The 13,071-nt window shown below is 40.7% G+C and carries 11 protein-coding genes; 5 read left to right on the top strand and 6 right to left on the bottom strand.

Going from position 1 to position 13,071, the window contains the following annotated elements:
* Positions 1-156 precede the first annotated feature (156 nt).
* From LBQ60_08670 to LBQ60_08655, 4 genes are all read left to right on the top strand, one after another.
* Positions 157-996, top strand: coding sequence for a hypothetical protein (locus LBQ60_08670; GenBank protein MDR2037983.1), 840 nt, complete (start codon positions 157-159; stop codon positions 994-996).
* Positions 997-1,029: 33 nt separating this feature from the next.
* The gene (locus LBQ60_08665) at positions 1,030-3,051 is read left to right on the top strand and encodes a helix-hairpin-helix domain-containing protein (protein ID MDR2037982.1); all 2,022 of its coding nucleotides are present in this window, start codon (positions 1,030-1,032) and stop codon (positions 3,049-3,051) included.
* A gap of 632 nt (positions 3,052-3,683) precedes the next feature.
* A complete protein-coding gene (locus LBQ60_08660) occupies positions 3,684-5,069 on the top strand; it encodes an MATE family efflux transporter (GenBank protein MDR2037981.1) in 1,386 nt (461 codons plus the stop codon).
* Positions 5,066-5,692, top strand: coding sequence for a cytidylate kinase-like family protein (locus tag LBQ60_08655; protein MDR2037980.1), 627 nt, complete (start codon positions 5,066-5,068; stop codon positions 5,690-5,692). The genes LBQ60_08660 and LBQ60_08655 overlap by 4 nt, the downstream gene beginning before the upstream one ends.
* Positions 5,693-5,697: 5 nt before the next feature.
* Here LBQ60_08655 and LBQ60_08650 read toward each other — a convergent pair whose 3' ends face one another.
* The gene (locus tag LBQ60_08650) at positions 5,698-6,204 is read right to left on the bottom strand and encodes a sigma-70 family RNA polymerase sigma factor (GenBank protein ID MDR2037979.1); all 507 of its coding nucleotides are present in this window, start codon (positions 6,202-6,204) and stop codon (positions 5,698-5,700) included.
* Between the two features lie 233 nt (positions 6,205-6,437).
* Between LBQ60_08650 and LBQ60_08645 the strand changes: the two genes are divergently transcribed.
* Positions 6,438-7,661, top strand: coding sequence for an acyloxyacyl hydrolase (locus tag LBQ60_08645; GenBank protein ID MDR2037978.1), 1,224 nt, complete (start codon positions 6,438-6,440; stop codon positions 7,659-7,661).
* A 7-nt stretch (positions 7,662-7,668) separates the two neighbouring features.
* Here the strand turns inward: LBQ60_08645 and LBQ60_08640 are convergent, their stop codons facing one another.
* The 5 genes from LBQ60_08640 to LBQ60_08620 form a co-directional block, all read right to left on the bottom strand.
* Positions 7,669-9,231, bottom strand: coding sequence for a DUF3843 family protein (locus LBQ60_08640; protein ID MDR2037977.1), 1,563 nt, complete (start codon positions 9,229-9,231; stop codon positions 7,669-7,671).
* A gap of 133 nt (positions 9,232-9,364) precedes the next feature.
* Complete coding sequence (locus tag LBQ60_08635) at positions 9,365-9,820, bottom strand: hypothetical protein (GenBank protein MDR2037976.1); 456 nt, start codon at positions 9,818-9,820, stop codon at positions 9,365-9,367.
* An 11-nt stretch (positions 9,821-9,831) separates the two neighbouring features.
* Entirely contained in the window at positions 9,832-11,007 is a 1,176-nt protein-coding gene (locus LBQ60_08630) for an FtsX-like permease family protein (GenBank protein ID MDR2037975.1), read from the bottom strand.
* 9 nt (positions 11,008-11,016) lie between these two features.
* Positions 11,017-11,682, bottom strand: coding sequence for an ATP-binding cassette domain-containing protein (locus tag LBQ60_08625; GenBank protein ID MDR2037974.1), 666 nt, complete (start codon positions 11,680-11,682; stop codon positions 11,017-11,019).
* A complete protein-coding gene (locus tag LBQ60_08620; GenBank protein ID MDR2037973.1) occupies positions 11,648-13,024 on the bottom strand; it encodes an alpha-L-fucosidase in 1,377 nt (458 codons plus the stop codon). The genes LBQ60_08625 and LBQ60_08620 overlap by 35 nt, the downstream gene beginning before the upstream one ends.
* Between the last annotated feature and the right edge of the window lie 47 nt (positions 13,025-13,071).

The following is a 13,071-nucleotide window of genomic DNA, read 5'->3' as shown; positions in this document are numbered from 1 at the left end:
TCGAACTTATACTACATAGCTCGATTCATGGCTTATATTATTTGAACAAAAAATATAATTTTATTCCTATAATACATTTATTGAAAAACTTTGTATATTTGAAGTGATATACAACATAGTTTTGTCGGCTCTGGTTGTGCCACAAACTTATTGCTTATGGGATGCGGGAAAAATATATGGGTGGGGAGATTACTGTTTCTTGTTGTATCATGCAATCATGTTATTTATTGTCTGGGAGGAAATGATAATTTTCCTTCAGGAGCCCGATCTGCAGGTATGGCCCATGCATCGGTGACCCATACTGATATCTGGTCTTCGGCAAATAACCAGGCCGGATTAGCCTGGCTGGAAAACTTTGCTGCTGCCATGTATTACGAGAACAGGTTGAATGTGAAGAGCCTTTCCGTACAGGCTGGAAGTTTGGCCATGCCTGTCAAAGCGACTATTATTGGGTTGAACTACCGGTATTTCGGATATGCTAAATACAATGAAACAAAGATCGGATTAGCCATTGCCAGGAAACTGGGTGAAAAGTTCGCCCTGGGTGTTCAGATGGATTATTTCCATACCCATTTTTCTTATGATTATGGCAATTTCAACATGTTAAGCGCTGAAATAGGACTGTTGTGCAAACCGATGGATAACCTGACCATAGGAGCACATATCTTTAATATTTCAAGAAGCAGACAAAAAGCAAATCCGACAGAATACATACCCACTATCATGCGCCTTGGCCTGGAATATTCTATCCATGAAAAAGCCATCATCAGTATTGAAACTGAGAAAGACACGCGAATGAAAGCTATTTTCAAAGCCGGACTGGAAGTCATTCCCATCAAGTCGTTGTTCCTGCGTTGCGGAATATCCTCAGGGCCCATGTATCAATATGCATTCGGAATAGGATATAAGTGGAAACTGCTTTCTTTAGACATGGCATTCACACACCACCAGGTACTGGGGTATAGTCCCCATGTATCCATATCGGTAAATCTATAAAATCAAACTTATGGGATAAAGAAGATTTACATAATGATCGTAGTTACATTCCTCACTTTAAAAACAGAGGCACAAGTCGATCATGAGCTGTTCCGGACAATTCTTACGGATATAGCCGACCGGGACGAAGAACAGGATTTGGATCAATTGCCTGAATTACTGGAAGAATTGAGCAATAATCCCGTATACATCAACCAGGCGGATCATGAAGAGTTGGCAAGGTTATTCTGGTTAACGGATTTCCAGGTCAAAAGTCTGCTGGATCATGTGAAAAAGGCGGGTGCTATCCTTTCATATTATGAAATTGCCTATCTGTACGGATTTACACCCGAACTGGCTCAATCCCTACAACCGTTCATATCACTGGAAAAGAGGCAGGAGATAACAAAGATCAAACCGGAACGAGTGATACGCTATGGAAGGCATAAGTTGATTACAGGCATGCAAACCGTATTACAAAAACAGGAAGGATACACACGCCCGGATTCTATTGAGAATAAATATTCTGGTAGCCCGGCTAAAATATATCTCAAATACGTTTTCAAATATGCCGACAAGGTTCATTTCGGGTTCACTGCAGAAAAAGATCCCGGAGAAAGCTTTTTCAGAAAAAATAATCCGTATGGATTTGATTTCTATTCCGGACATCTTCAGGTCAATACAAACGGATTATTGAAATCATTGACCCTGGGTGATTTCCGTACCGATTTCGGTCAGGGACTGGTATTATGGTCGGGATTGAACTATGGGAAAAGCGCTATGACCCTGAATACCATGCGGTATAACGAAAGACTGAGACGATACGGATCGGCTGGTGAAAACCGCTTCTTCAGGGGTATCGGAAGTACTTTCCGGCTTCGCCCTTTTCACCTGACTATTTTTTACTCAAGAAAAGCCATTGATGCAACTGTTTCAGAAGAGAGTGAAGATGGAAAAATACTTTCCGTATCTACTCATGTAAATACGGGTTATCACCGGACCCCAAATGAAATTGCACAAAAGGATGCGATCAAAGAACAGGTAACCGGGGCGAACATTTCACTCACCCGTCCCGATTGGCATATTGGTGCAACCGCGACCCACTATCGTTTTGAGGTTCCCCTCATACCGAATTCTTACATCTATAATTATTTTGCATTTAAAGGAAGGTCGGGCAGCAACTATAGCATTGATTTCCGGGTTCATCTGGGAGATATTATTGTCTATGGAGAACAGGCATTATGCCCGAACGGTGCCTACGGACTCCTTTACGGAGCGCAAATGCTCGTTAGTGAACACCTCACAGCAAATATATTGTACCGTTATTATGCAAAAGACTTTCATGCCTTATATGGCAACGCACCGGGAGAAAATACACGCAATAATAATGAGGAAGGCTTTTTTATGGGGTGGAACTGGAATCCCGGAGGCCGGTGGCGCTTTTCTTCTTATGTTGATATATTCCGTTTCCCCTGGTTACAATACCGGGCATATTCACCTTCATACGGCAGGGATATATTATTGCAGGCAGACTATACACCTGTTAGGGATACCAGGATATATATCCAGGCAAAATACAAAGAAAAAGAAGAAAATCAGCAGGAATCGACGGTCAACAGAACTATTTCAGTAAGGACTATGTCCGTAAAAATGATGTTTTCACATCAATTAAACGAACACATAAGAATTGGGAATCATTGGGAAATAAAAAATTACCGAAAAGACAATACGCTCAGTAACGGATATTTTCTGGCACAAGACATTCAAGTCAAACTTTTCAACAACTTTCCGTTACAAATTACAGCCCGTTACGCAATCTTCGATTCCGGGGATTACAATGCCCGGATCTATTCCTATGAGAACGACATGTTGCATGCGTTTAGTATTCCGGCTTTCTATGATCAGGGTACCCGCTTATATATGTTAGTGAAATATTCATTCGGTGAGCATATCGATTTCAGGATTAAATATGCAATTACCCAATATACGGACAAAAAAACAATCGGTAGTGGATTAAACATGATACAGGGCAACAGGTATTCAGAATTAAAATTACAGGCAGTCTGTAAGTTTTAAATGATTGGGATCATCAGGAAAAACCGATCGGATGAATGGTAATTACAATCATTTTTATGATCAATTCAACTTCAAGCACTCAGTGCTATCCATTATTTTCTTAAGTGGCATTGATCAAATTAACTACGGTTATTAAATATGATGAGTAGATGTTCATATTTAGTTCACATTATCATATTTTCTGTTCCCCTACTCATACAGTGGTGTTACACCTGGAAGGCCTGACCTTCCGGAAGCGGGCACCAGTCCTGCTAAATGAAGGGGCAAGCCGGAAGCTGTCTGAGCCGTCAGGCGAAATTAGCGGAGCGATCTCACCGCAGGTAGTCCTTCCGGCGTTCCGTAGCGTGCAGTGGCTGGTCGCTGAGGAAGCAAGTCTTGATTTTTACTCACCAAAGATAATTTATATGGTGTTCGTGAGACCGCTTCGCTCAGTTGCTTCTTTTTATCAAGAAAAAGAAGGGTAAAAAATGATTCCATATATGTTATGACATAATTTTGAACAATTATTTAGTAATTTATTGATATTACTTAATGTATATCCTCTTATAGAAAACAGGAAAATTGATCTTTCCGATTTTATCATGTACCTTTGCGTTGATTGTTCGATCCAAATTAAAGAACAACAACACCCTATGGCGAATCAGAACTCTCCGTTAATATTAGGCACAGAACGGATCAGCAAACTGCTGATGCAGTATGCCCTTCCGGCAATTATTGCCATGACCGCTTCCTCTTTATATAATATGGTTGACAGCATTTTTATCGGCCATGGAGTGGGAACGTTGGCTTTGGCCGGATTAGCATTGACTTACCCTTTGATGAACCTTGCAGCTGCCTTCGGCTCATTAGTAGGCGTAGGAGCTTCTACCCTGGTTTCTGTAAAATTAGGACAAAAAAATTACGAAAACGCCAATCAGATACTAGGGAACGTTTTGGTACTTAACGTCATTCTTGGTATTGCTTTTTCAATAGCCTGTTTCCCTTTCCTGGATCCGATCTTATATTTTTTCGGAGCCAGTGAAAATACAATAGCCTATGCCCGGGATTACATGTATATCATTCTATTGGGAAATGTCATTACCCATATGTACCTGGGGTTAAACTCGATCCTCCGGTCCTCCGGTTATCCGAAAATGGCCATGTATATTACGCTTCTTTCGGTAGTGATCAATTGTATCCTGGATCCTATTTTTATTTTCGGGTTCGACTGGGGCATTAAAGGAGCGGCCTGGGCAACTGTGATCGCACAGGTCATTTCGCTTGCCGTACAAATGATCCACTTCTCTAATCCTAAAGGAATTATTCATTTCCGGAAAGGTATATTCCGGCTGAAATCCGAAATCGTGAAAGGGATTATAGCGATCGGGATGTCCCCGTTCCTGATGAATGTCTGTTCCTGCCTGATCGTCATTTTGATCAACCGGGCTTTGACCAGGCATGGCGGTGATATGGCAATCAGCGCTTACGGAGTGGTTAACCGGATCATTTTCCTCTTTGTAATGATCATCATGGGTCTAAACCAGGGAATGCAGCCTATTGCAGGATATAATTACGGTGCACGGCATTTTGACCGGGTAGCCAACGTAACCAAATTAACTATCTGGTGGGCTACAGGAATTGCCACATTCGGCACCCTGGTTTGCCAGTTGTTCCCTGAATTTATCATCCGGTGGTTCACTACCGATACTGAATTAATCAGCGTATCTGCCTACGGATTACACATTATTTTTGCTGCTTTCCCTATAGTCGGATTTCAAATGGTAGCAACCAACTTTTTCTTATCCATTGGCAAGTCCAAAATTGCAATATTTTTATCCTTGACAAGGCAATTACTGTTTTTGGTACCGTGCCTGCTCATACTTCCCACGTTTTTTAAAACAACGGGAGTCTGGATGAGTATGCCTATATCCGATTCTGTTGCCACGATCTTAACAGCAATCATGTTTTTCAGGACAGTCAAATCATTCAAACAACTTTCTTCAACCAATCAAACATTATCTAAATCATCAGCGACATGAAAAAGAGAGTGATTATTACCATCGGGAGGCAATTCGGAAGCGGAGGAAGAGCCATAGGTCAAAAGTTATCCAAAGATATGGATATGGCTTATTATGATAAGGAATTGCTCGCCGAAGCTGCTAAAGAAAGCGGATTAGCCAATGAAATATTTGAAAGGGCGGATGAAAAAGCTTCAGATAGTCTTGCCTATGTTTTTTCCATGGGTTTTCCTAACCTGGGTATCTATACCCCTTATCCCGATATCCTTTCCAATGAAAGGCTATTTCTTTATCAGAGTGATGCGATCCGGAATATTGTAAATAAAGGTGGATCCTGTGTCCTGGTTGGCCGTTGTGCTGATTATGTCTTAAGGGATCATCCGGATCTTCTCAGTTTTTTTATCCATAACAAACCCGAAAACCGGATCAAAACCATTGCCGAAACACAAAATGTAACTATGGAAGAAGCAAGGGAAATGATGAAAAAAACAGATAAATCCCGCGCCTCTTACTATAAATACTATACTGACAAAGAGTGGGGAATGGCTTCCTCATATCATTATTCCATCGATGTTTCTATTTTAGGCATTGATGAAACGGTAGACCTGATAAAAACAATAATAAAAAAACGTATAGGATCCTGATAGACTTATCTGGTATAGTCTTTCAGTGTTTGTGATAATTTTTTCCGGGTAAAGAATATCCTGCTTTTTACAGTTCCTATTTTTATCCCGAGTATTTCAGCTATTTCTTTGTACTTATACCCCTGGGTATACATCCTGAAAGGAACTTTAAATTCATCATCCAACGCTTCAATCACCTTATTGATCTCTTTTTCCTCATAGGCTGCATCAGGTTCTGTATTGAACGTATCCTTATTCTGACTCAGGAAAAACAAATCTTTCGTATTATCAAAAGTGGTATTCTGCCGTGTGCTTTTTCTATAGTTGTTGATAAATGTATTCTTCATGATGGTATACGCCCACGCCTTCAGGTTTGTCTCATCCTCAAACTGTTCCTTATACGCCAATGCCTTCAGGTAAGTATCCTGCAATAAATCTTTTGCATCATCTTTATCATCCGTTAAACGCAGAGCAAAATGATTTAACTTTTTTTCAAGACCAATCAGTTGGTTGCTGAATTCTGATGATGTCATTGTCGTCTGATTAGTATTTTAACATATTACTGTGTACAACTCTTCATACTACTAATCCTGCTCAAATATCGTACAAAACCATCACAATAATAATAAAAAAAATAAAAAAAAACAACTTTTTCGGGATTTTTTTGTGGTTGACTACAATGGATATTTTCTACATTTGTTATGCTATATCCATATTATGTAATGCCCATTTGTTTTTCTATATTTGCAGCTTGATTAATCAGAGTGTGAATTATATACGTTATTTAGGGGTTTCCCTGCTCCTGCTTGTATTGCAGCATCATGTTACATTTGGTATACAGGATACTGCATCAGTAGCGCCCCGAAAGGTTTTTTTCAGTGTACATGCCCAACAGGGAAGTCTTTTAAAGACCCATAAGACCGATATCGTTGCTAATTATTATGTGGGATTGGATTTGCGTATAGGTTGGCAAACCGACGATTTTCAAAAAAACATCTTTGACCGGTCATACCGTTACCCATATTATGGGATTGGCTACTATATGGGCAATATGAATGGAATCGTTCTGGGAAATGATGAACAAAGCGGCTTTGGAAGACCCGCCGCCCTGTACGCTTTTTTCGGAGCCCCCATATACCGTGGTAAATGGTTCCAGGTAAAATACGACATCAGTGCAGGAATATCTTATAATTTCAACTCGTACGACCCGCAGGTCAACCCCTATAATATACTGGTCGGTAGTAAAAACAACGCATACATTAACTTTGGCTTTGAATCGGTTTTCTCATTACCCGGACATTCCTCCTTAGGCCTGGGATTTAGCCTTCAACATTTTTCAAACGGATCATATCAAAAACCCAACAAAGGCATCAACCTGGTTTCATCAACAGTCTCCTATCAGTTTGGGCTATACAAGAACCGTGATAAAAAATATTCCCGGTTCCCTGTTCCTTCCCACGAGCCAACTTTAGAATGGTACCTGTTCATCGCAAGCGGTGTGCGGATGCTGGATACGGATTTTGATCCCGATAAACCGCGACAGGGCCACAGGTGGTACTGCGCCAATGTGTCTTCTGCAACATTGATAAAAATAAATCATCGAAGAAAATTCGGAGCCGGACTTGATCTTTTTTATTTCGATTGGGGACGATATGTTATTGGATACCGTGCTCATGAAAATGGGGAAACCGTGACAACAAAACGATCCGATAATTTTGCATTAGGCGCATTTCTGGCACATGAAGTCGGGTACAAACGCGTCTGGCTGGTCACCAATCTGGGGTTTTATCTGAATCAACGTGTCGGCGATGACCCCAAAAAACCATGGATTTACGAACGTATAGGAGTCAAATTCCAATTGACCTCCCGTTTGTTTGTGGGTGTATCTGTCAAAGCCCATATGGCAAAAGCTGACTATACAGAATGGACCGTCGGGTATTCACTGATAAAAGATAGACCGTTAAAAAGACTTCCCAGAAATGGGAATTAATCAGCCACTACCATTCTTCATATAGCTTCGGCTTACCTTTATAAAATTCTCTTTTATAATAACGAAGCAGAAAATCACAATTGTTCCAGACATACTGAAACCCTCCTTCACTCAGGATAGGTTCAATTTCTATCAATTGGTTTTCAATCAGGTAAGCTACAAAATTTGAACTGTAATTATTATTGAATAAGAATTCTTCTATATCTGCCTCAACATTTTCAAAAAAAGGATTTTCTTTATCTGCAATACATGAGGCTATATCGGGATAAAATTCCATTCCGGTATCCGGATTAAAGAATACGGTTATATTCTCCAGATCATCATCTATCCCAAAAGTAATTCCGTGGATATCAAACAATTTCCTATCCAACTCTTCTGATCCGTAAGTTTCATGATATAAGTCCCATACCTGATCTATCAGGGAAAAGACATCCTTCTTCCGGTTGAAAAAGGCCAATGGTTTATTACTGTTGATTTCCAGAAAACATTTGTCCTGTTTCCGGATGATCTGGATTTGCGAGGCAAGGGGTGCGAATAAATATTTTTCGCCCTCGGTTATCTTAATTTTCCCCGGATGATCCTCTACTATATAATTCCCCGTCATCCACCACTCTTCTCCCCATTGTACCACGCCCATACGTATAACTGTGACATCCGGGACAAAAGAATGACCGGTATGCTGCATACTTTTTAATGTAACCCCAATGGTGATACCCGAAGCGATATGTTCAAAACGCATGGTAGCAGCTGTGGTATTCTTATAACGAAAAAAGCCTTCCTTCCTCTCTGAAACGGATTTCAATAACGAATACCGGGAATGCGACCCGTCAAGCCTGTTTGCCAGTATTACGCCGGCATGTTGCGCCAAAAGAGGACTCACGTAATTGAATAGGAGATCATCCTGTTTATTTTGCGCATAATATGAAATATTTCTCTTATTGATCCCTTTTTGATTTTTCAATTCCAAAAAAGCCTCTTCCTTTAAAGTCGCCATATAATAATGGTTGAGATAAGACCCAAAAAAGAAATATTCCATCAGTCTTTTCATGGATGGCACATCCGCTTTTTCCGGCAATATCAACAGATCTTTTAACTGATCGTTTGGAACCTTTGCTGTTTCCCGGAGCAAAATATCATAAACCAGATCTGCCATGGATTCATGGTCTATGGAATATGGATCTGTCAGATGCTCATTTCCCGGAAGATTCGAAACAAAATGCCAGATAAGGAATTGTATATCTGCTTTGTTGACTTCTCCGCAGGTATAATTAGAAACGGTATCATAAAAAGGAAGGTATTTCCCGTACAGTGTTTTATTTTCTTCAATAAAAGAAAGCCATACCCCTGCCTGACTATTGATATCCTCAAAATAACAGGTCAACATATAGGACAACTGTTGATAATCGCTTTCTATAAAATAATTCCCTACATCATTATGTATGATCTCTTGCTGAATGTCATTACACAATCGAATATAATATTGATCGGAAGGGACTTCCTTATCATATGGATGATATGTCAACCAATCTTCGAGGGTAATACGGGAAACGCGAGAGAAAAAGTTCTTCATACAATTAGCTAAAGGTGTGCATTAAAAAATATATAAACATAAACGGACACCTGGACAGATACCAGGAATTTCTTACTTAACAGAGGGGCAATTTATAAAAAAAATGGGTAAGTCCTGCAGGAAAGCATGATCATTATTTAATGATCCGCACCAGTTCCGCCTCTTCCAGGATATACATCAGGTGGTCGGCCTCCTTTTCATTGAGCTTCAACTTTCCTTTAAGCTCAATATACTTATCCGTCACCACCTTCTTCAATTCCGTAGACCCCTTCTTAGGAATAATTTCCATAACAGACTCCATTCCTGCTCCATTACAGAAAAAACACATCTGTGAAGGATAGGCGGATAAGGCAAACATAGATCCAGAAGCATCCACAGGGACATAAAAACCTTTAATGGAGATCTGTTTTCCGGATAAATCTTTGACCTTTTTACCAAATTTGGGCATATCAAAATAAGCGTCATATTCAGGGAAATAAGTTGATACCCATTGGACATCAGCCAGTATTTTCCAATTAACTTCCTGTTGTGCAACAGCTATGCAACAAATAATATTTGAGAATAACACTGTAATAAAAATGCGCCTCATGCTAAATCCGATTATTCTGATAATGTCTTTGAAATATTTGTCTTCAATGCTTTTATAGCCGGCAAAACAGATGCCAGAAATCCGACAATAAAAGAACCGGCCAATATGAACAAATCATTTTTTATTCCACCCAATACATTCAATCCGTAATGAAAGACATCTTCGGTATATAAGGATATTCCCCATGCTGTAAGTTTACTTAAAAACAAACCAATAATACAACCGGAAAACGCAATTATTAAGCCTTCTGTAACAACCAATGCGAAAATCTGCATCTTGCCGCCCCCCATTACGCGGATCAGAGCCAGTTCATATTTTCGTTCCTTCATTACATTCAGTAAAGAAACAAAAATACTCAATCCGGATATCAGGATGATCAAATATGCAATCAGACTGACAGTCTGTGCCCCTGCCCCCAATAAGGAATAAAGCCGGTTGAGTTCCACTGCAGGCGATGCTGCCTGCATATTGGTATTCTGGTATATATATCTCGGTAGTGATATTGCCCCCATTGCATTACGATAGAACACCAACATGGAGGTGATTTCTCTCTGATCTTCATCCATATCTTCGTCTCCATGTACACGCCACACGCTACTGATATTGGTCAGTATCAGTTGATCAAGTACAGTTTCTGTTTTATCAAAAATACCAGCTACCTTGTATTGTACATGATCGTGAACATGATCGGTTTCAATAAACCCATGTACACCGGCAAAATGATCCCCGACCTTTAATCCGGTAACTTCCGCGGTTTTAGCGCCGATCGTCACTTCAAAATCTTCCTTCCAGAAATTTCCTTCATGTAATTCCCCATGGTACAGGTCAGCATAATCCTTCGTAGTCCCTACGATCCGATAGCCTTTATAATTATCTCCCAAAGCCAGGGAAATCGTCCGGGCAATCAACGGATGCTTCCCGAGGCGTTCAGATTCGGTATATGAAATATTACCCGTAGGATAGTCGATATGATAAATACTGGAAAGGATCAATTGTATCGGACTGCCTTTTGCGCCCACGACCAGGTTAATACCTGCCACATTTCGTTCAAGATGCGATTCCAACTGGTCTTTCATCAACAATAGGAAAGAAATAATGAATACCCCTGTTGCAAACAGGACCATACTCAATATGGTTGACAACGGTTTGTCCTTGGCATTCTTAAAACCAATACGAAATATATTCATCCCGAAATATTATAGCCTGATCACATTTTTAAATACGGAAGAGAGCCGGACATCATGAGTGACAATAATGAGCGCTACCTGTGTTGCTTCAGTTTGATCCCGGAGCAAAGCAATGACCTCCTCACAATGACCATCGTCAAGGCTGGATGTCGGTTCATCAGCCAGGATCACAGAAGGCCTGTTGATCAAAGCCCTGGCAATAGACAACCGCTGTAACTCCCCCTGACTTAATTCGTTCGGTCTCGACCTTGCTTTATGTGCAATATTCAATTGATCCAGCAACTGGATCACCTCCTCAACATCCTCTTTCATCCTGTTCAGGTATCTTACAATAAGGACATTTTCCATAACTGAAAGCGATTGGATAAAATGTGCTTTCTGAAAAATAATCCCAATCTCTTTTCCTCTGATCCGGTCTGTTTGAGTGGGTGTTGTTTGGGTTATATCGACATCATTAATACATACCTGTCCGTTATCGGGATGCAGCAATCCGGCCATCAGATGCAACAATGTGGTTTTTCCACAACCCGATGGTCCCATAATCAGGCATTGCTCCCCCTTACGGCAATTTATATCGGGAAAACGAAACCGGTTGGTTGCGTCATACGCAAATTCAATATGACTGGTTGAAAGCATCTGGTTACAAACATCCGGATAATTTAAACACCCAGGCATGGTCACAAGGTATGGTAGCAGGAGTCAACACCGGAGGAGTAATGGTTACATCTTTTCCTGCATGACTATATTTTACCTTTGTACCGCTTCCCAGCATACCCACAGATGAAGGTTTTTTCCCGACATTCTTAACCACAACCGGCTGTACAGGATATTGGGTACATATTACATACAAATCTTTTCCTTTCGTGGTATAAAAAATACCCGCCTGATTCACCGCATCATCCCATGCCGTCGTCTCATAAATCGCCTCGCCGTTTATTTTTAACCATTGTCCTATATCGGTAAGACGTTGCTGCATAATTACAGGAATACGGCCATCAGCAGTAGGACCTATATTCAACAGCAGGTTTCCTCCCAGGGCTACTTTTTCTACCAACAGGTGGACCAGCTCCGCGGAAGTACTGTAATCATCCAGACTCTCATTCCTGTTATACCCGAAAGAATGGCCGATCCCACGGCATTCTTCCCACGGATGGTGAATTCTTGTTCCTTTTACATTTCCACTGTGTATCAGGTCATATTCCGTAGTATAAAATCCGCCGTGTTTACTCCGCGTTTCTTTTCCCCACCGGTCATTAACGACCACGGTCTCCCTTACAGGTGATTCATTGTACAGCCAAGCCAGGAATTGTGTGCTTTTAAGACGATCAGAAGGATAATCCCATTCTCCGTCAGGCCAGAAAATATCAGGTTCATAGCGGGTCACCAGCTCCTTCATCTGAGGGATCATATGATCTGTCACATATTTGTCGATATCTTTGTACAAAGGATTTAACCATTCCAAAAGCGAATAATAATATCCCATATGCAAACCCGTTTTTTTTACGGCGGCGGTTAAATCTCCCAATAGATCACGGTGAGGTCCTACATCCGATGCATTCCAGTTCCATGAATATAGACTTGGCCACAAGGCAAAACCGTCATGATGCTTGGAGGTAAGCACCACATACCTGGCTCCGGCATCCTGAAATAATTTCGCCCATTCATCAGGATCGAACATTTCACACTTAAAATCAGTCACAAAATCCTGATATGTTTTCTGCTTTCCGTAAGTCGTTTCATGGAAACGGGTGAACAGGGGATGTTTACTTTCCAGACGGGATAGATAATGTTCCGAGTAAGATTCATACACGCCTTTGGTTCCATCTTTGGGTAAAGGTCCCCATGCTGGAACACTGTACAGCCCCCAATGGATAAAAATACCGAATTTAGCATCGGTAAACCATTTCGGAACAGGTCTATTGTCAATGGATTCCCATGAGTCAGTATACTTTTGCTGGGCGAACATCCCTCCAAAAGACAATATCAAACTAAAAAATACACAAATTGATTTTTGCATCACCGGAATTATTTGGTTGGTGTACAAATGTAATTATTTTTAGTAAT

It is taken from the genome of Bacteroidales bacterium, from assembly GCA_031275285.1.
Lineage (GTDB): Bacteria > Bacteroidota > Bacteroidia > Bacteroidales > UBA4181 > JAIRLS01.
The sequence above is the reverse complement of the archived record's forward strand: the minus strand, read 5'-3'. Positions and strand labels throughout refer to the sequence as shown.

What these genes read in the sequence shown, in the direction of transcription:
- LBQ60_08670 (MDR2037983.1), top strand. Translation starts at nt 157, where the DNA reads ATGGGATGCGGGAAAAATATATGGGTGGGGAGATTACTGTTTCTTGTT.
- LBQ60_08665 (MDR2037982.1), top strand. Translation starts at nt 1,030, where the DNA reads ATGATCGTAGTTACATTCCTCACTTTAAAAACAGAGGCACAAGTCGAT.
- LBQ60_08660 (MDR2037981.1), top strand. Translation starts at nt 3,684, where the DNA reads ATGGCGAATCAGAACTCTCCGTTAATATTAGGCACAGAACGGATCAGC.
- LBQ60_08655 (MDR2037980.1), top strand. Translation starts at nt 5,066, where the DNA reads ATGAAAAAGAGAGTGATTATTACCATCGGGAGGCAATTCGGAAGCGGA.
- LBQ60_08650 (MDR2037979.1), bottom strand. Translation starts at nt 6,204, where the DNA reads ATGACATCATCAGAATTCAGCAACCAACTGATTGGTCTTGAAAAAAAG.
- LBQ60_08640 (MDR2037977.1), bottom strand. Translation starts at nt 9,231, where the DNA reads ATGAAGAACTTTTTCTCTCGCGTTTCCCGTATTACCCTCGAAGATTGG.
- LBQ60_08635 (MDR2037976.1), bottom strand. Translation starts at nt 9,820, where the DNA reads ATGAGGCGCATTTTTATTACAGTGTTATTCTCAAATATTATTTGTTGC.
- LBQ60_08630 (MDR2037975.1), bottom strand. Translation starts at nt 11,007, where the DNA reads ATGAATATATTTCGTATTGGTTTTAAGAATGCCAAGGACAAACCGTTG.
- LBQ60_08625 (MDR2037974.1), bottom strand. Translation starts at nt 11,682, where the DNA reads ATGCCTGGGTGTTTAAATTATCCGGATGTTTGTAACCAGATGCTTTCA.
- LBQ60_08620 (MDR2037973.1), bottom strand. Translation starts at nt 13,024, where the DNA reads ATGCAAAAATCAATTTGTGTATTTTTTAGTTTGATATTGTCTTTTGGA.